Origin of the sequence: Escherichia sp. E14V7 (genome assembly GCF_004212225.1) — a bacterium.
In the GTDB taxonomy this organism is placed as follows: Bacteria; Pseudomonadota; Gammaproteobacteria; order Enterobacterales; family Enterobacteriaceae; genus Escherichia.
Map to the genome: position 1 here is coordinate 90,263 of NZ_RHJJ01000012.1, position 22,547 is coordinate 112,809.

The 22,547-nt window shown below is 49.7% G+C and carries 13 protein-coding genes; 7 read left to right on the top strand and 6 right to left on the bottom strand.

Going from position 1 to position 22,547, the window contains the following annotated elements; all coding sequences use genetic code 11:
• The 3 genes from sinH to D9741_RS14030 form a co-directional block, all read left to right on the top strand.
• On the top strand, positions 1–2,126 hold a 2,126-nt coding region (gene sinH, locus D9741_RS14020; RefSeq protein ID WP_130238356.1), incomplete at its 5' end, for an intimin-like inverse autotransporter SinH.
• Positions 2,127–2,162: 36 nt separating this feature from the next.
• Positions 2,163–3,128 (top strand): SinI family autotransporter-associated protein, encoded by a 966-nt coding sequence (locus D9741_RS14025; RefSeq protein ID WP_130214603.1) that lies wholly within the window; start codon positions 2,163–2,165, stop codon positions 3,126–3,128.
• Positions 3,129–3,244: 116 nt separating this feature from the next.
• Positions 3,245–9,721, top strand: a complete 6,477-nt coding sequence (locus D9741_RS14030) for a DUF823 domain-containing adhesin (RefSeq protein ID WP_130214601.1) — start codon at positions 3,245–3,247, stop codon at positions 9,719–9,721.
• Between the two features lie 119 nt (positions 9,722–9,840).
• On the opposite strand, the gene xseA is transcribed toward D9741_RS14030, so the two are convergent.
• The gene (xseA, locus tag D9741_RS14035; protein ID WP_130214599.1) at positions 9,841–11,217 is read right to left on the bottom strand and encodes an exodeoxyribonuclease VII large subunit; all 1,377 of its coding nucleotides are present in this window, start codon (positions 11,215–11,217) and stop codon (positions 9,841–9,843) included.
• Positions 11,218–11,378: 161 nt separating this feature from the next.
• Here xseA and guaB point away from each other — a divergent pair, with 161 nt between their 5' ends.
• Together guaB and guaA are read left to right on the top strand one after the other, a co-directional pair.
• The gene (gene guaB, locus D9741_RS14040; RefSeq protein WP_001296289.1) at positions 11,379–12,845 is read left to right on the top strand and encodes an IMP dehydrogenase; all 1,467 of its coding nucleotides are present in this window, start codon (positions 11,379–11,381) and stop codon (positions 12,843–12,845) included.
• Positions 12,846–12,913: 68 nt separating this feature from the next.
• Positions 12,914–14,491 (top strand): glutamine-hydrolyzing GMP synthase, encoded by a 1,578-nt coding sequence (gene guaA, locus D9741_RS14045; RefSeq protein ID WP_000138266.1) that lies wholly within the window; start codon positions 12,914–12,916, stop codon positions 14,489–14,491.
• Between the two features lie 132 nt (positions 14,492–14,623).
• On the opposite strand, the gene D9741_RS14050 is transcribed toward guaA, so the two are convergent.
• The 3 genes from D9741_RS14050 to D9741_RS14060 all read right to left on the bottom strand — a co-directional run bounded on the left by D9741_RS14050 (position 14,624) and on the right by D9741_RS14060 (position 16,200).
• On the bottom strand, positions 14,624–15,163 hold the full coding sequence (locus tag D9741_RS14050) for a DUF5384 family protein (RefSeq protein WP_130214597.1): 540 nt from the start codon (positions 15,161–15,163) through the stop codon (positions 14,624–14,626).
• Positions 15,164–15,178: 15 nt separating this feature from the next.
• The gene (locus tag D9741_RS14055; protein ID WP_165383134.1) at positions 15,179–15,697 is read right to left on the bottom strand and encodes a glycine zipper 2TM domain-containing protein; all 519 of its coding nucleotides are present in this window, start codon (positions 15,695–15,697) and stop codon (positions 15,179–15,181) included.
• Positions 15,698–16,008: 311 nt separating this feature from the next.
• The gene (locus D9741_RS14060; RefSeq protein WP_165382789.1) at positions 16,009–16,200 is read right to left on the bottom strand and encodes a YfgG family protein; all 192 of its coding nucleotides are present in this window, start codon (positions 16,198–16,200) and stop codon (positions 16,009–16,011) included.
• A 28-nt stretch (positions 16,201–16,228) separates the two neighbouring features.
• Between D9741_RS14060 and D9741_RS23370 the strand changes: the two genes are divergently transcribed.
• Together D9741_RS23370 and D9741_RS14065 are read left to right on the top strand one after the other, a co-directional pair.
• A complete protein-coding gene (locus D9741_RS23370) occupies positions 16,229–16,369 on the top strand; it encodes a hypothetical protein (RefSeq protein WP_165383135.1) in 141 nt (46 codons plus the stop codon).
• Between the two features lie 181 nt (positions 16,370–16,550).
• Positions 16,551–18,794, top strand: a complete 2,244-nt coding sequence (locus D9741_RS14065; protein ID WP_130214593.1) for a sensor domain-containing phosphodiesterase — start codon at positions 16,551–16,553, stop codon at positions 18,792–18,794.
• A 44-nt stretch (positions 18,795–18,838) separates the two neighbouring features.
• Here the strand turns inward: D9741_RS14065 and ppx are convergent, their stop codons facing one another.
• Positions 18,839–20,380: an exopolyphosphatase gene (gene ppx / locus D9741_RS14070; RefSeq protein WP_130207475.1), complete on the bottom strand. Its 1,542-nt coding sequence runs from the start codon at positions 20,378–20,380 to the stop codon at positions 18,839–18,841.
• 3 nt (positions 20,381–20,383) lie between these two features.
• The gene (gene ppk1 / locus D9741_RS14075; protein ID WP_130207473.1) at positions 20,384–22,450 is read right to left on the bottom strand and encodes a polyphosphate kinase 1; all 2,067 of its coding nucleotides are present in this window, start codon (positions 22,448–22,450) and stop codon (positions 20,384–20,386) included.
• Positions 22,451–22,547: the final 97 nt, after the last annotated feature.

A 22,547-nucleotide genomic window follows, 5' to 3' on the forward strand; every position in this document is an offset into this window, starting at 1 on the left:
CAGCACCGGAGATAAATATTAAGCAAAGCGAATCTTCATTACCTGATCTGGCAAGCGAAGCTGCTCAACAAGAAGAACAAAGTAACAAAGGCAAATCCGTCAAGGAACGTGGTGCCAATTACGTTACCGAGTCCGCCCAGCAGGGCTTCGAGAACCTGACTCCAGAAGCGCTTGAATCCCTGGCGAGAAGCTATCTGCAAGGGCAAATCACATCATCCGCACAGTCTTATATCGAAGGTGCGCTTTCTCCTTATGGTAAAGTTCGTTCTAACCTTTCCATCGGTCAGGATGGCGATCTGGACGGCAGTTCAATCGACTATTTTGTCCCCTGGTATGATAATCAGAGCACGGTCTATTTCAGTCAGTTTTCTGCGCAACGAAAAGAAGAGCGCACGATAGGTAATATAGGTTTAGGCGTAAGACATAATTTTGATAAATGGCTTCTGGGGGGGAATATATTTTATGATTATGATTTCACCCGCGGACATCGCCGTTTAGGCTTAGGAACAGAAGCCTGGACGGATTATTTAAAATTTTCTGGTAACTATTATCATCCGCTTTCAGACTGGAAAGATTCAAAAGATTTTGATTTCTATTTAGAACGACCCGCACGTGGCTGGGATATCCGGGCGGAAGCCTGGTTACCTTCTTATCCGCAGCTGGGGGGCAAAATTGTTTTCGAGCAATATTATGGTGATGAAGTGGCGCTCTTCGGCACCGATAATTTAGAAAAAGATCCCTATGCAGTGACGCTCGGCGTGAACTATCAACCCGTTCCGTTACTGACGGTCGGGACGGACTATAAAGCAGGTACCGGAGATAACAGTGATCTTAGTGTTAACGCCACGATTAACTATCAGTTCGGTGTTCCGCTAAAAGATCAACTGAATAGCGATAACGTCAAAGTCGCTCATTCGCTGATGGGCAGCCGCCATGACTTCGTCGAACGTAATAACTTTATCGTGCTGGAATACAAAGAAAAAGACCCACTTGATGTCACCTTGTGGCTTAAAGCAGACGCCACCAATGAGCACCCGGAATGCGTGATTAAAGACACGCCAGAGGAAGCGGTTGGCCTGGAAAAATGTAAATGGACCATCAACGCGCTGATCAACCACCATTACAAAATTGTCGCCGCCTCGTGGCAGGCGAAAAACAACGCTGCGCGCACGCTGGTGATGCCTGTTGTTAAAGCGAATACCATCACTGAAGGTAACAACAACCACTGGAATATGGTGCTGCCCGCCTGGCAGTACAGCTCCGATCCCGCCGAACAGGAAAAACTCAATACCTGGCGCGTGCGTCTGGCGCTGGAAGATGAAAAGGGCAACCGGCAAAACTCCGGTGTGGTGGAAATCACCGTGCAGCAGGATCGTAAAATTGAGCTGATCGTCAACAACATCGCAGATGTGCCGGATGAGAACAATCACAGCCACGAAGCCAGCGCCCAGGCAGACGGCGTCGATGGTGTGGTGATGGATCTCGACGTCACTGACAGCTTTGGTGATGACACTGACCGTAACGGCAATGCACTGCCAGAAGATAACCTTTCGCCGCAGCTTTACGATGCGCAGGATAAAAAAGTTACGCTCACCAATAAACCCTGTTCAACCGAGAATCCCTGCGTCTTTATCGCTAAGCAGGATAAAGAAAAAGGCACCGTTACGCTCTCCAGTACGTTACCCGGTACTTTCCGCTGGAAAGCGAGAGCCGCGCCGTATGACGACAGTAACTATGTAGATGTGACTTTCCTCGGCGCGGGGGGCAATGATGTAAATGCCTTTATCTACCGTGTATCTGCAACTAACCCTGTCAATCTTGTCGGCAATGAGAAAGAGCATTTGCCTGTTGATAATGCCTATCGCTTTGTCTTGTGGCGCGATGCCAACAACGATGGCGTTTTCCAGCAGTCGGAAAAACTGACGGAAGAGGAAATGGCGCAATACGACTACCAGTGGGAGTTTACCGGGCACAGCGTCAATGGCTACACCGGAGCGCAATCGAATACCAGTAATGAAGATATTGTCATCCCTGCCACTAACGAAGAGGCCGTACAGAAATTTGGCGCCCAAAAAGAAGATGGCGTGCAGGGGTATGGATTACGTGTGGTTTACAGCAAGCATTAGATCGGCGTGCTGGATATTAATCAAGGAGAGAATTGAATGAACAATCATTTAACGCGGCCGATGACGAAAGTCGCGCTGGTGCTGGCTTTAGCGGGATACTGTGCAGTCCCTGCCGCGATGGCTGAAGGGCAGGGTAATCTCAGGGCGGGTCAGTGGCAATCAGAATCACAAAGTACCGGCACCATTCAGGGGACCGTGCCGTGGATCACTCGTAGCGCATCAGAAACGAGCGACGCTGATAAATCACATGTCGTTATTGCTATTGATCGTGGCAGCCGCACGGTCACAACGGACGGTGATAAGCAGTTTCATGTGGGTGACACACTGACAGCCAGCTGGGCGATTGGTGATACCCAGGGGGACCTTGATGACAATAACACAGCGACTAAAGCAACCCTCCAGTGGATGAGTTATAGCGACCAGTCAGGAGCGGATCCTAAAGAGATTGGTACCGTAGGGAGCGATACATATACCATCGCGGCTGCGGATGCTGATCGATACATAGGCTTGAAGATCACGCCAACCACGACAACCGGTGATCCGAACGTTGCGGACCAGGTTGTGATGCTTGACCTCTCCACCAATGCAGGCGGTGGTTCTGACAGCGATGATATTCCTGAAGGTCCGGTGTTCGATGATGCAGTTCATGTCGTAATTCACGAAAAAGACATCAATACGAATCTATTGGGTAAAGCGACGAAACTCAAAACGAATACCACCTATCAAGTCATGTTGTGGAAAGATAAAAACAACAACAGTACTTATGATGCAGGCGAAGAGGTTACCAGCCAGTACAACTATCGCTGGCGCTTTACCGGAACCAGCCTCCAGTTGGGCACAGCCGGTGGTCTTGTTAATCCGACTTATAACAACAGCGACCTGGTTATCCCTGTTACCAATGCGGAAGCGAAAACCGCGTTCGATTTTGCCGGAAGTGGCGTTGTCCTCGGCAACGATGGTGTCCAGGGCTACGGCTTATCTATCGACTACCAGAGAAAATAATCGTTTCCAGCACCATTCCCGTAAGGGAATGGTGTTTTTCCGCGCACTTTGCTTAGCCAGCGTTAAGCAAAGTGGGTTGAGGTGAAAACGAAACTTTAAACGGGCAGGTTTCAATCATGGGTGGGACTTTGAAACTGATAAAAGCGATAACGGCGGTTTTAATGCTATCTCTGATTGCGCCTGCAGTGGCGGCCTTAAAAGGCGGGCAGTGGCAACAATCAGATGCTTCAACCGATGCTATTAACGGTACTCCTCCCATAGCAGACAGCGCCAGCGTGCCCGTTTATCAGGGCAGCGTCCAGCTTGATCCCGCCAAAGAGCATGATGTCGCCAGTGCTGCGACCCCGAGTAGCTTCAGCGTTGACGCCAGCGCGACCAGTATGATGTTAATTAACCCGAGCGACACCGAAGGCGACATGTTCAATAACCCGCCATTGCTGCGCTGGCAAAACCAGACGTTGCCTGCCGTCTCGCTGGTCTGGGCAGAGGCTGCCACACCTGATGTGCCACTTAATCCACAACCTCGCCCCGATCGCTCCTTCTGCGCACAAAACCTTGCGGGACATAAGCTGGTGGCGATCCCGCAGTTTGACCCTAAAGAAACGCTCCCGACGCTGAATCTCTTTACCTTTACCGGCGTGCCGAATCAGGGCGCGGTATTGCTCAATGAAAAGCAGGTTACGCTCAATATTGCCCCAGCCCAGGGTGATTTAGTGACGGTGAACGCCAGCGATTTTGATGATTCGCTAAAGGCAGCAAAAACCACCGTCGGCAGTTCAATAACCTTAACAGTCACCACTAAAAACTGTGAGGGTAACCTGGCAGGAAAGATTCCCTTTGTTATTAAACGGAAAGACGCCTTAAACCGACAGGGGGCGACAAATAATAACGATCCGGTCATCCTGGACAGCACGGAACTTACCACTACGTCGACGGAGTATCGCGGTACGACGGATTTCAACGGTACTGCGACCATCACCGTAACTCAGCCTGCGGGGCCGGGGGTGAAAACGCCGCTGGTGGTCAGCCTGCCGGGAATTACTCAAACCAGCGAAACGGCAGTTATTTTTACCGTATTCACCAGCCCTGACGTACCGCAGGCCAATATGTGGGGGCATATGGCGGATACGCTGAAAGCCCAGCAATACACCTTCAGTCGCCCGAAACTGGCAGCGGAAGTGAGTAATGAGGATGGCACAGTTGGTGACCATAACGAAACCTGGTCAACCTTCAGCTGGAGTGGGGCCGATAACCATTGCGAGATTCTGCCGGGAATGCGCCAGTTTGGCGCGATGGCAACGGTGGTTCCGACTTCAATCCAGGAGGTTGCCGGCTGGCCAATGCAGGGGGATTATTACTGGTCGTCGCTGGCGGGGATAACCGGGCAGCACCATGCGGCAGATGTCTCTAATCGCAGCGAGTCGCAAATGTCAGACAGTGCCCGGTTTCTGGTCAGTTGTGTCGATAAAGAAGCGCCTGATGTGGAGCCGAAAATTGTCCTGACGCCTGCAAATTTTGACGATACGGCGCAGGCGATGAAAGCACATGTTGGCGAGAACGCAGTCATGCGTCTGACCATCACTGACAGTAAAAATAACGATCAGCCGTTAGCCTATTACTATTTTTCCCTGCATCTGGATGATGGTATTAACCGTAAGAATCAATCTGATCCTGCCTGGGAAGCGCATCCGGTACAAATAGCTGGTGGTGCAAATTTGCGACAGGTCGATGCGCATAATTATGAAGGCATTACAGATGCCAATGGCCAGGCCACACTGACGCTAAGCCAGCCCGATGGTGTTGGCGTAAAAACGCATCTTACGGCGGCTATGCGCAGTAATTACAGCGCAACGGATGCCAAAGATGTCATCTTCACTGTTGTCACCAGCCCGGACAGTGAGTATGCCCGCATGTGGGGACATATGAGTAAAGGTATTATCGAAGCTGGTAATCTCTACAAACGTCCGCGGTTAGCGGATGAAACGACCCATGAAATCGGTTCGGTGCGTGAAAATAACGAAGACTGGGCGCTATTTGACCAGAAAACCAGCATGCAAGCGGAATGTGGCGTGGGACATATTCCGTCGCAAATCTCGCTGGAGAGTTTATATGCAGGCCACCAGGGTAACACTATCGGCACGGAGTTCGGATGGCCAACGGTAAACTACGATTATCTCTCTGCGGCACAGTTGCCCGATACACACACATCTGTTGATCTGGCGACGGGGAACGTCGACACCTATTCGGGTTTTAAACCAAATTATCTTACCTGTTCGGCGAACGAACTGGTGGCACACGTGGTAGTGAATACTGACAGAGATATTTCGCCGGATTCGCAGCTTGCTAAAGCGAAAGTGGGGGAGAAAATCACCATGACGGTACATACCGTCAATGGGGTTAATAATAATGCCCCTGTTCCTTATGCCGCTTTTACGATTACCAAAGATATTAGTCTGAACCGTGAAGAGCTATCAACCGGCTATACCGATCCTACCTCTGGGGCAATTACGCTGAACGGTATGCAATATGGCACTGCGCAGTCTTCAATGGTTTACTCCGGTATTACAGACGCACGGGGCGTGGCGACGGTCATTATTGAGCAGCCACAGGGAGTAGGCTTAAAAACCAAACTCATCGTTACCCCCACCAATTCCGCACTGCCAAACACGGTAAACTACTATGTGATTTTTACTGTACCTACCAGCCCCGATGTAACAGGGGCGAAAATGTGGGGACATATGGATGACACGATAAAAGTTGACTCTATGACTTTTACTCGCCCGAAATTAATCTCGGAAGTGAGCGGCGGGCAGAGATCGCAGGCTGAAAATAACGAAGAGTGGGTGCGCGTGGCGCAGACGGATATCGAAAACTCCGCTGCCGGAGGTTGTGAAATAAATAAAGTTCCGCGTAGGACGCAACTGGCTGCGCTGTATGCAGCCAACAGCAACAACGCGATTCAGACCGTTCACGGATGGCCAACTCAGGACGAAGAGTACTGGAGCAGCACGCCCGCTGATAAAGTGCCGCATCTCTACGCCAACTGGTTGAATGACGGCAGGGTGGTGAATAACAACGAGTTGCCCATTTATCTGAGCTGCCTGACCACGGCGAACCCTTCAGCCAGCAGTATTACTCTGGAGGCAGTAGATCAGGCGCAATGGACCAGCGCTCTGAGTGCCGCGAAACTGAAAAAAGGCGAAACGCTACAGGTGAGGGTGACGATAAAAGATTCGGCAGGCAACCCGATGCCGGATATGCCGTTTACCCTCGGGCGCGGCGATGGCTATACCCGTTCCGGCGAGCGCCATACGGCAGGCAGTGGCGATGGCATCGTTTCTTCCGTGGTTGTCGATGGCGGTCAGCCTGATGAAGTGACGCTAAACGATACCACTACCGTTTATACCGGTATGACTGGCAGCGACGGCAGCAAAATTCTCAATATTACTCGCCCGGATACTCACGGTACCAAAACGACGCTCACCGCCGCGCTCTACTCCGAACCGACCAAAAAAGCGACGCTAGATACCATCTTCACCGTGGTCACCAGCCCGGATAGCGCAAAAGCCAAAATGTGGGGGCATATGCCAGAAACGCTGGAGGCTGGAGGGTTAACCTTTAAACGCCCACTGTTGTTCGCTGAGTTAACTGGTAGCCCTGCGGCAAAACGCAAATCGCCTGAAGAAGATAATGAATTCTGGGCCATGTTTACCGAAGCTCAGGCAGGAAATACCAAAAATAATGGCTGCGGCGTTGACTATATTCCTTCTCATTCCGCACTGGTTGCGCTCTCCGGCAGTTGGCATGGACATGAAGTTGATGGCTGGCCAGTGCTGAAAAATTATGATTCCAGCACACCGGATGAGAAGAGCAACAGCGATCGTAAATATAAAAGCGTGAAACTGAATGACGGCACCAGTAGTAGCCTGGCGTCAGCCGATATGGGGTATCTGACCTGTCAGACGACGGCCAATTCAGTGGCGAGCGCCATCGAATTGAGTTCAGCCCAGACGGCGAAATATGATGGTTTTGAAGCAGTAAAAGTCAGAACCAACTACACAAAGACTGGCGATCTGATCACCATGACGGTGACAACGCGCGATGCCCAGGGGAATCCTAAAGGTGATGTGCCGATTACCCTGAATCATGCTATCACGGAGCCTCGTATTTCTAATTCGACTAATAAAAGCAAAATCACCAATCAGGGATCACTGATTTATATACACGATAGCTACAATAATCCCAGTATCTATCTCGACAACGGTGAGAAGTACTACAGCATGACCGACGGCGAGGGTACGCTCACTCTGACTTTCTGGCAGCAGTATCAAGGCCAGGGGACGCGTATCCCACTAACAGCAGAAATCGATGACGGTCGGGGAATCACATCAAACACCCTGAGTGCTATTTTCACTACCGTGACCAGCCCGGATACGCCAGACGCGAACTTCTGGGGACATATGCCGGAAACCTTAACCGCGAAAAATGGGAAGGTCTTTCATCGACCGTTGTTAAGAGCTGAAGCCGGTTCTTCGGTTTCCTTACTCATCAATAACGAGAGTTGGCAGCGGCTCACTATTAACAATGCGCTGAGTGGCGCACAGGGCGGATGTAAAGATAAGCTTCCTACTATCAACGATTTGCAATCATTATATGAAGCATATCCCTCAGGAGCGATAGAGTCAGAACAGGGCTGGCCGCTGGATAAATCCGCGCCTTCGAAACCGTTTTTCTGGTCGCGTACGGTCTCTTCGAGTGCAAGCTCGACCAGTCCTTCCTATAACTTTATCGATCTCAGGGCAGGGCTCGTTGGGCTGATAAGTTACACCTCTTCTGAGACGTATTCTCAGACCTGTCTGAACGAAGCTGAATCGGTGGGTAATATTACCCTGTCCGTCGCCCCGGAAAATTGGGACAGCGCGCAGTCTGCCGGAAAGGCGCATAAGGGGATGCCGATTTCTCTGACAATCAAGGTTACGCTCGCCGATGGATCGCCTGCGCCATATGAGTCGGTGGGCATTATGCGCGGCGTCAGTAAAAACCGCCAGGGGGCGGATGCCACCAGTAGCGCTAACACCGATGATTTAGTATTTGATACCTTCGCCCCGGCGCAGTCTATGCAGAATGCCACCATGAACGGGCAGAGCAATGACAGTTATTTGTTTATTCAGACTGATGCACAGGGGCAGGCAACGCTGAATCTCCACCAGGACAACTCGAACGGGTTGAAAACGCCGATAAGCGCCACGGCAATGGGTAGCAGTGCGAGGCCAACCGCCTCGGTTGACGTGATTTTCAGCGTCGTCACCAGCCCGGATACTCCGAAGGCAAACATGTGGGGCCATATGCCGGAAACGGTGAGCGGCGCAGACGGTACAGAGTTTGAGCGGCCAAAACTGTTGGCTGAATTAGGCGCAACCACTGGCGGAGGTATGAATGTCAGTGCGGTGAAATATAATAATGAAGACTGGCCTGCGCTCTATTCGATAGGACAAAGAAGTAACCCCGATGTTGACCCGTGTGAAGATGCGCGCCATCCGTCGCTGGATGAACTTGAATCGTTATACGATCGCTATCCGAATGGCAGCATCGTGGACGCGATTGGCTGGCCGGTGAAACAGGGTGGCTATGCGTGGTGGACCAACGCCACCTGTCCTCCGAAGCCAGGTACGAATGCTTGCGAGTCAATTGATCTGTATACGGAGCAATTGCCTACGAATAAATCTCGCGCCTTCCAGGCGTGCCTGGTGCATCCGCACGTTTCCGTATCGAACGTGACGCTCACATCGACGGCGTTTGATGCCGCTTATCAGGCGGCGGTCGTGAAAAAAGGCGAGGCGATGCCGTTGACCGTGGCGGTCAAAGACGGCGCCGGGAAACCGGTGCCGAACGTGGCCTTTACCCTGAAACGCGGCGATGCTTCGCCGCGTAATACGGGGGCGACGTTGTATGGTAATGTGGCAGCAATGGATGATATTACCATTCAGTCATCATCAGGAGCGGCTACCCTGTTAGCTGCCAGTGGGGACAAGATCAGTGGCGTGACGGGGGCAGACGGCACGGCAAGCTTTACGGTTCGCCAGGATAATACGCCAGGTTATAAAACACCACTAACGGTAACACTGGATGAGTACCCAACATTGACAGCAACGATGGACACTATTTTCACCGTATTAACCAGTCCCAATGTTTCTTCTGCGCACTTCTGGGGACACATGGCAGACACGGTAGTGGTGAAAGGTAAAACATTACATCGACCATTGCTGTTGACTGAGTTACCTACAGGTGCACAGGCCGCTGGAACACCTAATATCAATAACGAAACGTGGGGGCTGGCTCATGTTGTGGATTCAGTAAAATGGGATATTCAGAAACAGTGCGGTAGTATGAACAGTGCGCCGACATATAACGAGCTAGGCGCGTTATCTGACAGTTTTAATTCGTTAGGGTGGCCCTCGTCTCCTAAAGACTTCCCATATTTTTCAACCGATCGAGCCGGGGTGTTGTATTGTGGTATGTTTGAACAAAATGGTACCCAGGATTGCGGTATTGAGGCGAGTAAAACACCGGGGTTTGCTACCTGTTTCCAGTGACGATCATGCGGGTATGGCGTTAGTGAGTCGGCCGGATAAGGTGTTTACGCCGCATCAGGTATGTGCCGGGAGCCAGCGCCGGATGCGATGCTTACGCATCTTATCCGGCCTACGAGGTCTTACGGATTAGCCGTTTTTTTGCGTGGTTTGCGGGTTTTCGTCACGTTGCTCACTACGCTTACCACAATGCCATCATTTAAACGCGTGGTCATCGTATCGCCCGCTTTTACCTGTTTCACCTGCTTTAACACCGCGCCATCTGCGGCGCTGGTGACGCTATAGCCGCGCGCCAGCGTTGACAGTGGGCTAACCGCTTCCAGATGCGTCACCGCATTACCGAAACGTTCACGCGTGGCGCTAAGCTGTGCGCGCAGGGTTTCTGCTAAACGGTATTCCAGTTGTTGAATGCGCGTTTGCAAGCGATGAATCTTCGTCTGTGGATTTTGCTGATTCAGCCGCTGTGTTAATCGCACCTGTTGCTGTCCGGCACGTTTAAGCTGATTTTCCAGCGCAAAGCTCATCCGTTTTTGCAGGCGCTCAAGCATGGTTTGCTGGCGTGCCAGCCGGAGCTGCGGATGCTGTTGCTGTAATCGGTGATGAATCTGCGTAAAGCGACGCGTGCGGTTGGCGAGATAATAATCCATCGCCATCTCCAGCCGTTGACGGGCCGATTGCACCTGGCGCAGTAACTCTTGTTGATTGCGGCTCACCACTTCAGCGGCGGCTGACGGCGTTGGCGCACGCAGATCAGCAACAAAGTCGGCAATCGTCACATCGGTTTCATGCCCGACGGCGCTGACTACCGGAATGCGGCTGGCAAAAATCGCCCGCGCAACGCGTTCGTCGTTAAAGCTCCATAAATCTTCCAGCGAACCGCCACCGCGCCCGACGATCAATACGTCACACTCGTTGCGCTTATTCGCCAGTTCAATGGCGCGAACAATTTGCCCCGGTGCATCATCGCCCTGAACGGCAGTGGGGTAGATGATCACCGGCAGAGACGGATCGCGACGTTTTAACACATGCAAAATATCATGTAGCGCAGCACCGGTTTTTGAGGTGATCACACCAACGCAATGCGCAGGGGAGGGGAGTGATTTTTTGTATTGCAGATCGAACAAACCTTCAGCCTGCAATTTCGCTTTGAGCTGTTCATACTTCTGTTGCAGCAACCCTTCACCGGCAGGCTGCATACTCTCGACGATTATCTGGTAGTCGCCGCGCGGCTCGTAGAGCGTAATATTTGCGCGAACTAAAACTTGTTGCCCATGCTGTGGGCGGAAGGTCACCCGGCGGTTGCTGTTGCGGAACATCGCACAGCGTACCTGGGCGGTATCGTCTTTAAGCGTAAAGTACCAATGACCGGAAGCCGGTTGCGTGAAATTAGAAATTTCGCCGCTGATCCACACTTGCCCCATCTCCTGCTCAAGCAGCAAACGGACGGTCTGATTCAGGCGACTAACCGTAAAAATTGCGGGGGATTGAGATGGTAACATGTGAGCGAGATCAAATTCTAAATCAGCAGGTTATTCAATCGATAGTAACGTGCTGACCGGGGAGCGCAAGCATTATTTGCAAAAAGGGGTAGATGCAAACGGTTACGCTCTGTATAATGCCGCGGCAATATTTATTAACCACTCTGGTCGAGATATTGCCCATGCTACGTATCGCTAAAGAAGCTCTGACGTTTGACGACGTTCTCCTCGTTCCTGCTCATTCTACCGTTCTGCCGAATACTGCTGACCTCAGCACCCAGCTGACGAAAACCATTCGTCTGAATATCCCTATGCTTTCCGCAGCAATGGATACCGTAACGGAAGCGCGCCTGGCTATTGCTCTGGCTCAGGAAGGCGGTATCGGCTTTATCCACAAAAACATGTCCATTGAACGCCAGGCTGAAGAAGTTCGCCGTGTGAAAAAACACGAATCTGGTGTGGTGACTGACCCGCAGACTGTTCTGCCAACCACGACGCTGCGCGAAGTGAAAGAACTGACTGAACGTAACGGTTTTGCGGGCTACCCGGTTGTTACCGAAGAAAACGAACTGGTCGGTATCATCACTGGTCGTGACGTGCGTTTTGTGACCGACCTGAGCCAGCCGGTTAGCGTTTACATGACGCCGAAAGAGCGTCTGGTAACTGTGCGTGAAGGCGAAGCCCGTGAAGTTGTGCTGGCAAAAATGCACGAAAAACGCGTTGAAAAGGCGCTGGTGGTTGATGATGAATTCCACCTGATCGGCATGATCACCGTGAAAGATTTCCAGAAAGCAGAACGTAAACCGAACGCCTGTAAAGACGAACAAGGTCGTCTGCGTGTTGGTGCTGCGGTTGGCGCAGGTGCGGGTAACGAAGAGCGTGTTGATGCGCTGGTTGCCGCAGGCGTTGACGTTCTGCTGATCGACTCCTCTCACGGTCACTCTGAAGGCGTTCTGCAGCGTATCCGTGAAACTCGTGCTAAATATCCGGATCTGCAAATCATTGGCGGCAACGTGGCAACAGCTGCGGGCGCTCGCGCTCTGGCAGAAGCCGGTTGCAGCGCGGTTAAAGTCGGTATCGGCCCAGGTTCAATTTGTACTACCCGTATTGTTACTGGCGTCGGTGTTCCGCAGATCACTGCTGTTGCTGACGCAGTTGAAGCGCTGGAAGGCACCGGTATTCCGGTTATTGCTGACGGTGGTATTCGCTTCTCCGGCGATATCGCCAAAGCTATCGCCGCTGGCGCAAGCGCGGTGATGGTCGGCTCCATGCTGGCAGGTACTGAAGAATCCCCGGGTGAAATCGAACTCTACCAGGGCCGCTCTTACAAATCTTACCGTGGGATGGGCTCTCTGGGCGCGATGTCCAAAGGTTCCTCTGACCGTTACTTCCAGAGCGACAACGCTGCCGACAAACTGGTTCCGGAAGGTATCGAAGGTCGCGTAGCCTATAAAGGTCGCCTGAAAGAGATCATTCACCAGCAGATGGGCGGCCTGCGCTCCTGTATGGGCCTGACCGGCTGTGGTACTATCGACGAACTGCGTACTAAAGCGGAGTTTGTACGTATCAGCGGTGCGGGTATTCAGGAAAGCCACGTTCACGACGTGACCATCACCAAAGAGTCCCCGAACTACCGTCTGGGCTCCTGATTCTCTTCGCCCGACTTCATGTCGGGCGATTTATATTATCTGTTTCACTTGCCTCGGAATAAGCGTCAATGACGGAAAACATTCATAAGCATCGCATCCTCATTCTGGACTTCGGTTCCCAGTATACTCAACTGGTTGCGCGCCGCGTGCGTGAGCTGGGCGTTTACTGCGAACTGTGGGCGTGGGATGTGACAGAAGCACAAATTCGTGACTTCAATCCAAGCGGCATTATTCTTTCCGGCGGCCCGGAAAGCACCACCGAAGAAAACAGCCCGCGTGCGCCGCAGTATGTCTTTGAAGCAGGCGTACCGGTATTCGGCGTTTGCTATGGCATGCAGACCATGGCAATGCAGCTGGGCGGTCATGTTGAAGCCTCCAACGAACGTGAATTTGGTTATGCGCAGGTTGAAGTTCAAACTGATAGTGCGCTGATTCGTGGTATCGAAGATGCGTTAAGCGCAGATGGCAAGCCGCTGCTTGATGTGTGGATGAGCCACGGCGATAAGGTAACAGCAATTCCTGAAGGCTTTGTTACCGTCGCCAGCACCGAAAGCTGCCCATTTGCCATCATGGCTAACGAAGAAAAACGTTTCTATGGTGTTCAGTTCCACCCGGAAGTGACTCATACTCGTCAGGGTATGCGTATGCTGGAGCGTTTTGTGCGCGATATCTGCCAGTGTGAAGCGCTGTGGACGCCAGCTAAAATTATCGACGACGCTGTAGCCCGCATTCGCGAGCAGGTGGGCGACGATAAAGTGATCCTCGGCCTCTCTGGTGGCGTGGATTCTTCCGTTACCGCGATGCTTCTGCATCGTGCAATCGGTAAAAACCTGACTTGTGTATTTGTCGACAACGGTCTGCTGCGTCTGAATGAAGCTGAACAGGTAATGGATATGTTCGGCGATCGTTTCGGTCTGAACATCATTCACGTTCCGGCAGAAGAGCGTTTCCTGGCAGCGCTGGCTGGCGAAAACGATCCAGAAGCAAAACGTAAAATCATCGGTCGCGTTTTCGTTGAAGTATTCGATGAAGAAGCGCTAAAACTGGAAGACGTGAAGTGGCTGGCGCAGGGCACCATCTACCCTGACGTTATCGAATCTGCGGCGTCTGCAACCGGTAAAGCACACGTCATCAAATCTCACCACAACGTGGGCGGCCTGCCGAAAGAGATGAAGATGGGCTTGGTTGAACCGCTGAAAGAGCTGTTCAAAGACGAGGTGCGTAAGATTGGTCTGGAGCTGGGCCTGCCATACGACATGCTGTACCGTCACCCGTTCCCGGGACCGGGCCTCGGCGTTCGTGTGCTGGGCGAAGTGAAGAAAGAGTATTGTGACCTGCTGCGCCGTGCTGATGCCATTTTCATTGAAGAACTGCGTAAAGCGGACCTGTACGACAAAGTCAGCCAGGCGTTCACCGTCTTCCTGCCAGTACGTTCCGTTGGCGTAATGGGCGATGGTCGTAAGTATGACTGGGTTGTCTCTCTGCGTGCTGTCGAAACCATCGACTTTATGACAGCACACTGGGCGCACCTGCCGTACGACTTCCTGGGGCGTGTTTCCAACCGCATTATCAATGAAGTGAACGGTATTTCCCGCGTGGTGTATGACATCAGCGGCAAGCCGCCAGCGACTATTGAGTGGGAATGATTTAATTCCTGCACTATGAATGAACAAAACCCTCTGTTGCTACAGAGGGTTTTTTATATTGATGACTAAAGTCAGCAATATAAAAAAGCCTATAATCCTCACGAATCATAGGCTTGAAGTGACTGACATCGATTAATTAAACCAACTGTCCGATTTATTCTCTTCTGCTTTACCCACGCTTTTCATCAAATCGCGACCACCTTCTGTCACATTCCTGTTAGCGTCAGCTTCAGATTGCACGACATCAGTTTGCGCGGCTTTGTGCTTCAGCTCCTGATCGATAAATTCGTTCTCGCGCTTAACGCGGGCTTCTTCTTTCGCCAGCGCCAGTTTTTGTTTCTGAATCTCTAAACTGCGCAGCTCATCTTCATAACTTTGATCGCGTTTTTTATCCGCAGTGACTTCGGCGTCGAGTTTATCCTGGCGAGCTTTCTTATCCGCTGCTGCTGCCGCCGCTCTTTTATTGGCGGCGGCCTGAGCGTTTGCGCGCCGTTGTTTCTCTTGCTGAATTTCCCTGTTGCGCTCTGCTACCCATTCGTCATGCTGTCTTTGCTCTTCATTTTTACCTTGCTGTTCAGCTTCAGCGACAGCTGAAAGTTGATCCTGTAATGAAGAGGCGAAAGCCGAGCTACTAACAGCGGCTAAAATGGCGCAAAGAAAAACTTTCTTCATGAGTCCTCCTGATTGCTATCTTTTTTCAGGACATTTTGTGTTTGGCTGAATGCGTGTTTCGTTATACGTAGTGGTAATGACAACGGCTAAACCCGTTGTGAACTGGCACTCTTTACCCACTTGAGTAGAGGTATACACCTTGGTCCCTTCTTTATAGGTTAACGAAACCCCTTCCACTAACGTCTTATCATTCACCATAGAACCTGCAGCCGCACCTACGGCACCGCCGCCAACTGCACCCGCAGTAGTACCTGAATTGCTGCCAGACCCTACGTTATGTCCAATCACACCGCCAGCGACAGCACCAATCAGTGCGCCAAACGTCTGTGCTGCCCTTTTATTTTCCGAATTATCTACCGCTACTTTTGCAGGTAGAATGGAAATGATATTAACGGTTTTGGTTTCTTGTTTGGTATTCAGTTGATCAGTTTGATAAACATCGGCGGCATGATCGTCAGCATTTGATTGGCATCCTGCCAACATGGATGACGCTAAAATTGCCACAGGCAGAAGACATTTTTTAAATTTCATCACTATTCCTTGTTATAGACTTTACGAAAAACAAGACATTTAAGATCATCGAAAGAGGAAAGTAAATGTATAGACTATGGAGGAATAGATTAAATTTATTTGAATTCATTGAGTAAATAAATACGCGTTAACGCATAATAAAAACATATATATTATGTCTAATATACATTGCATCTTATTGCAGAATGATTCGAAATCAGGACAAAGAGGTAAAATTTAGATAAATAAATGCCTGCCGCTTTGATAACAACAAAGAGCAACCGTGTCTGACAGTATTGAGCTGTCTTGTTCAGTAAAGGTGACGAAGGTAATCGCTAACGTTGTACCGGGGATTCGATAGAGAGTGTGGATTGCTGAGCTTCTTTTTTGCTCTGATGATGCTGCCAGGCGCCAACGGACGAGTAGATAAAGCGGCCAAAGAAGAAGAGAAAGCTGATAAGCAATACGATACGAGTCATGCGACTGTTAAATCGGTGTCGTTTTCGCATACTGGTTGGCTGACTCACAAAGGGTTCCTCAAGGTATGTCCATATCATGGACGGTACTTACATTAAGGCATACCCAGACGCAATGGTCAATTGTTCATTATGTAAAAAAGCGTTAGCTGATACATGTTTTAATGTTATGGAAGTTAATTTAATTATTTACAACAATGATGTAATAATGACGAGCTAACATTATAAACGTAATAATTCATTAATTAGGGTAATTTTGTTTGATATATATCAATTGGAACTTTCATATGACACTTAAAATCAATGCTCCTTAATAGCGATGAATAATCATCCATCGAAGTCAGGTGGGATGCCTGTCTGAATACACCCTTTCAGGATGTAGGGGGTTCTGCTGAGCATCTATGAAATTGAATGCAACTTATATAAATATACGTGATAAATGGTGGGGGCTTCCGCTGATCCTGCCGTCTATAATCTTGCCTGTTTTCGCCCATATAAATACTTTCGCACATATTTCTTCTGGTGAAGTTTTTCTCTTTTATCTGCCGCTTGCGCTGATGATCAGCATGATGATGTTTTTTAGCTGGGCAGCATTACCAGGTATTGCTTTAGGGATTTTTGTTCGTAAGTATGCCGAACTTGGTTTTTATGAAACGCTCTCGTTAACGGTTAATTTCATTATCATTATTATTCTTTGTTGGGGGGGCTATAAGGTGTTTACGCCCCGGCGTAACAACGTTTCACATGGTGATACCCGCTTAATTTCCCAGCGCATTTTTTGGCAGATTGTTTTCCCTGCAACGTTGTTTCTGGTGCTCTTCCAGTTTGCTGCGTTTGTAGGTTTACTGGCGAGCAGAACAAATCTGGTTGGCGTCATGCCCTTAAATCTGGGAACCTTAATCAATTACCAGGCCTTGCTGGTGGGTAATCTGATAGGCGTCCCGCTTTGCTACTTCATCATTCGTTCTGTACGAAATCCATTTTATTTACGAAGTTATTATTCTCAATTAAAACAACAGATTGACAGTAAAGTTACAAAAAAAGAGTTCGCGCTGTGGTTGCTTGCTCTGGGCGCATTGTTATTTCTGCTATGTATGCCTTTAAATGAAAAAAGCACAATTTTCAGCACCAACTATACCTTGTCGTTATTGCTGCCGCTGATGATGTGGGGAGCGATGCGTTATGGCTACAAGCTGATCTCGTTGCTCTGGGCAATAGTGCTGATGATCAGTATTCATAGCTACCAGAATTATATTCCCCTTTATCATGGGTATACCACTCAACTCACCATAACCTCCTCCAGCTATCTGGTATTTTCTTTTATCGTCAATTACATGGCTGTTCTGGCAACGCGTCAACGAGCGGTGACCAGACGCATTCAGCGACTGGCTTACGTGGACCCGGTTGTTCATCTGCCGAATATCCGCGCTTTGAATCGCGCGCTGCGTGATGCGCCCTGGTCCGCGCTATGTTATTTACGCATTCCCGGTATGGAAATGCTGGTAAAGAACTATGGCATCATGTTGCGTATCCAATACAAACAAAAGCTTTCACATTGGCTGGCACCTTTACTGGAACCCGGAGAAGACGTTTATCAGCTTTCTGGCAATGATCTCGCGCTGCGACTGAATACAGAGTCTCACCAGGAGCGCATTATCGCATTGGATAACCATCTTAAGCAGTTTCGTTTCTTTTGGGATGATATGCCATTGCAACCACAGATTGGTGTCAGCTATTGCTATGTCCGTTCGCCAGTGAATCATATTTATTTGCTGTTAGGTGAGCTAAGTACGGTTGCTGAACTCTCTATAGTGACTAATGCCCCGGAAAATATGCAGCGTCGCGGAGCAATGTATCTGCAACGAGAATTAAAAGACAAAGTGGCAATGATGAATCGGCTACAGCAGGCGCTTGAGCACGACGATTTTTGCCTTATGGCCCAGCCAATTATTGGAGTGCGCGGCGATGTCTATCATGAAATTTTGCTGCGTATGAGAGGGGAGAATGATGAACTCATCAATCCTGATAATTTCTTGCCGGTTGCGCATGAATTTGGCTTATCGTCCAGTATCGACATGTGGGTCATCGAACATACATTGCAGTTTATGGGGGAAAATAAAGAGAAAATGCCCGCCCAACGATTTGCGATTAATTTGTCGCCAACTTCAGTTTGTCAGGCTCGCTTTCCTGTTAAAATGAGTAAGTTATTGGCGAAATACCAAATAGAGGCGTGGCAGCTTATCTTTGAAGTCACCGAAAGTAATGCCCTTACCAATGTTAAGCAGGCACAAAACACGTTACAACATCTGCAGGAGTTAGGATGCCAGATTGCTATTGATGATTTCGGTACCGGATACGCAAGCTATGCACGGCTAAAAAATGTGAATGCCAATTTATTAAAAATTGATGGCAGCTTCATCCGTAATATTGCCTCGAATAGCCTGGATTACCAGATAGTGGCATCGATTTGTCATCTGGCACGAATGAAGAAAATGCAAGTGGTTGCGGAGTATGTTGAAAATGAAGAGATTCGCAAAGCCGTACACTCTTTGGGTATTGATTACCTGCAAGGCTCTTTGATTGGTGAACCGCAGCCGTTAATTGCGATTACGGCTGAAAGAGAACCTGTTCGAGAAAGCGCGTAATTCATTTGGGCCAACGCAACAGGTTGGCCCGTTTTCATTTCATATTAAGCTGCGATTTCCGGCGTGCTTTCTTCTTCAATTTTTAACCGCCAGCCACTCACTCCTTCCCAGTATTCTTGCTCCTTTTCCAGATCAAGCAATACCAGCGCGTTCTGGCTAAACCAGTCATGTGGAAAACGTAGCGTCCAGTGGCTGTCATCAGTAATCAGAGTCAATGTCGGCGGTGTCGTGGTTGCCTGACGTTGATTGTTAAGTAATACGCCAAGGCGCAACAGTTGAATTAACGGCAGGAACTGTTTTTTCTTAAACAGCGTAAAGCGCGGCAGATCGTCGAGCTTAATCGCTTTACGATGATAACGCACCAGCGTCGCCATCATCAGTTGCTGTTCCTGATTAAATCCTGGCAAGTCGCTGTTTTGCAGGATATACGCCGAATGGCGATGAAGGCCGCTATGATTAATGCTTAGTCCGACTTCATGCAGCATGGCGGCCCAGCGCAGTAATGCTTCCAGTTGTGGATGCGCCAGCTTCGGTTGCTGTTCCCGCCATTGTTCGTACATTTGCATAGTTGTGTCGAGTACCCGTCGGGCCTGTTCACTGTCAATGTGATACTGGTTGGCCAGGCTGCTGGCGGTGCGGCTACGCACATCCTGATGGCGGAAACGTCCTTCCATTTCATACAAAACGCCTTCACGCAGCGCCCCGTCAGAAAGCCGTAGTTCACGAATGGCTAAGGCATCAAATACACCACACAAAATAGCCAGACCAGGAACAAAAACCGTTTTCCGTTCTTCCGACAGACCCGGCAAACTTAACGCCGAGAAATTACGATGACGCAATACTTCTTTCACCAGTTTATCGAGGCGCTCTGGTGTAATGATGCCGTCTTTCTCGCCCATTTCCAGCAACACTTCATGGGCGGCTTTAATCGTACCTGAAGCCCCCATTGCAACGTTCCAGCCCTGAATACGGAATTGCCAGGTTAATGTTTCCAGTTTTTGTGCAGCCGCCATGCGTGCACGCTGAAAATTCTCTTTATTGATGACCCCACCAGGGAAATAAAGCTGGGCAAAGCTAACGCAACCCATCCGGCGGCTTTCGACGAGAATCGGTTCGAAATTTTCTCCAATTACCAGCTCCGTTGAGCCGCCGCCAATATCAATAACCAGTTTGCGACCTTTTTCCGGCTGGGTATGTTCCACACCCATAAAAATCAGACGAGCTTCTTCGTTGCCGGAAATAATTTCAATCGGATAGGGAATAACCTTTTCGGCGCGTTTCAGAAAATCAGTAGCGTTCAGTGCCTGACGCAGTGTATGTGTCCCGACAATGCAAACACTAGAGGGAGAGAAACCTTGCAAGCGTTCGGCAAACAGTGACAGACAGCTTAAACCGCGCGTCATCGCCTCCTCACTCAACATATTATCTGGCCCCAGACCATCTGCCAGGTGTACCCGTTGTTTCAGGCGGCCAATAATCTGCATGGCGCCATCCACCACACGGGCAATAACCATGTGGAAACTGTTTGAACCAAGATCGACCGCAGCAAACTCCTGCGGGCGAGGGGATTTGTCGTGTATTGGCATAGGTTATTCTGGTTGTTCGAGTGATTTTATGTAGTCGTAGATCGCCAACTGCGCCCGAACTTTCCGGCGATTACCGCGGGGAACGTAGCGATTACTGAGTTCTTTATCGATATAACGTGCTTTCACCGTATCGCTGAACAGAATATCTACGATATCCAGTACCCGCTGCTTCAGGCGCGGGTCGAGCAGCGGCGTAGCCACTTCAATACGATAATCAATGTTGCGCGTCATCCAGTCGGCGGAAGAAAGGTAAACCTTTTTATCGCCACCATTTTCAAAAATATATACCCGATCATGTTCAAGGTAACGGTCAACAATGCTGATAGCACGAATATTGTCGCTAATGCCTTCCAGATTGGGGATCAGCGAACACATCCCGCGTACCAGCAGATTTACCGGCACGCCGGAACTGGATGCCGCATACAGACGATCGACCAGTCCTTTATCGACCAGGTTATTCAGTTTCAGAGTAATACCGCTGGGCAGTCCTTGTTGTGCGTTGGCGATCTCGCGATCCACCATTTCATACAACAGACGGCGGGAGTTTTGCGGCGACACCATTAAATAATCAAATGTCACCGGACGGTATGGGTTTTCAATAAAGTTGAACACCCGCCGCACTTCGTTGGTGATGCGCGCATCGGCGGTCAGCAGCGAATAGTCGGTATAAAGACGTGCGGTTTTTTCGTTAAAGTTCCCGGTCCCGATATGCGCGTAACGGACGACTTCACCGTTTTCTTTACGTGAAATCAGGAACAGTTTGGCGTGAATTTTCAGCCCCGGCGCAGAGAAGATAACGTGCACGCCAGCTTCGGTTAGTCGCTTCGCCCAATGAATGTTAGCTTCTTCGTCAAAACGTGCCTGTAGTTCAACCACCACGGTCACTTTCTTGCCGTTGTGCGCAGCGTGGATCATCGAGTCGATGATGCGTGAATCTTTTGCCACACGGTAAATGTTGATTTTAATCGCCAGCACGCTCGGATCGAACGAGGCCTGACGCAACAGTTCCAGTACGTGCTCAAAGGTGTGATAAGGGTAATAGAGCAGAACATCGCGTTCGCGAATGGCATCAAAACCGTTGCGGAACTGGGCTTTATCAAACCAGATATGGCGTAAACGCGGCAGTGGTTTGTTAACCAGATTCGCTTTGCCGACATTAGGGAAATTAATAAAGTCTTTAAAATTGTGGTAACGACCGCCAGGGACGATAGAGTCGTAACGGGAAATAGTCAGTTTTTCACGCAACACTTCAACCAGCGCGTTAGGCATATCACGCTGATAAACAAAACGTACGGGTTCTGCGGTTAGACGCTGCTTCAGACTGGAAGACATCAGCTCCATCAGGCTGGCTTCCATCTCGTGTACTAAATCGTATTCGGCGTCGCGGGTCATCTTCATCGAATAAGCATTCAGCGCGTCATAATCAAAAAAGCCTTTGAAGATATCATCAAGGCAGTAACGCAGAATGTTATCCAATAAAATCATTGGTTTGCGTCGGCGCGGTGCTTCCGGCGGCAAATTCACAAAGCGCGGAACTTTATCCGATGGGATCTCCAGCAGCGCGTAACGGATGGTATCGCCACGAATAATCTCCACTGCCAGATAGGTATAATCATCTTTCAGAAACTGCACTAAGTCAGTGTCAGGATTGATTAAAATCGGCGTAATGTGCTGACGCAGATACTGCTTAAAATAATGACGCAGCCAGTTTTGTTGATTAACGGAGAGTTGGCGTTCATTAATCAGGAAGATCTGGTTACGCGCCATCTCCAGTAGCAGTTCATTGTAAAGGCCGTCAAATTCCTGATCGGCTTTCAGCACGCGGGATTGAATTTTGCCCAGCAAATGGCGGGAATGAGAGTTAGAACCTTGTTCTTCGCTAATAATGATCCGTCGCTTCAGTTCAGCGAAGCGAACTTTATAGAACTCATCAAGGTTATTGGAATAGATCCCAAGAAAACGCATCCTTTCAATCAGCGGGTTAGATTTGTCCGCCGCTTCCTGAAGCACGCGTTCATTGAACGATAACCAACTGAGCTCTTTCTCGATGTATAGCTTTTCCTGACCCATTACCACTTTTACTCCGTTTTATTCACGGGACACTGCCTGGATATTATGGCGAGCAATGTTGGCAGATGTCCAACTATGCCAGAAAAGGGGGAAAAAA

Bases quoted from the DNA above. Each gene is read 5' to 3' on its own strand.
- guaB (WP_001296289.1), top strand. From the start codon at position 11,379: ATGCTACGTATCGCTAAAGAAGCTCTGACGTTTGACGACGTTCTCCTC.
- D9741_RS14025 (WP_130214603.1), top strand. From the start codon at position 2,163: ATGAACAATCATTTAACGCGGCCGATGACGAAAGTCGCGCTGGTGCTG.
- ppk1 (WP_130207473.1), bottom strand. From the start codon at position 22,450: ATGGGTCAGGAAAAGCTATACATCGAGAAAGAGCTCAGTTGGTTATCG.
- ppx (WP_130207475.1), bottom strand. From the start codon at position 20,380: ATGCCAATACACGACAAATCCCCTCGCCCGCAGGAGTTTGCTGCGGTC.
- guaA (WP_000138266.1), top strand. From the start codon at position 12,914: ATGACGGAAAACATTCATAAGCATCGCATCCTCATTCTGGACTTCGGT.
- xseA (WP_130214599.1), bottom strand. From the start codon at position 11,217: ATGTTACCATCTCAATCCCCCGCAATTTTTACGGTTAGTCGCCTGAAT.
- D9741_RS14030 (WP_130214601.1), top strand. From the start codon at position 3,245: ATGGGTGGGACTTTGAAACTGATAAAAGCGATAACGGCGGTTTTAATG.
- D9741_RS14065 (WP_130214593.1), top strand. From the start codon at position 16,551: ATGAAATTGAATGCAACTTATATAAATATACGTGATAAATGGTGGGGG.
- D9741_RS23370 (WP_165383135.1), top strand. From the start codon at position 16,229: ATGGACGGTACTTACATTAAGGCATACCCAGACGCAATGGTCAATTGT.
- D9741_RS14050 (WP_130214597.1), bottom strand. From the start codon at position 15,163: ATGAAGAAAGTTTTTCTTTGCGCCATTTTAGCCGCTGTTAGTAGCTCG.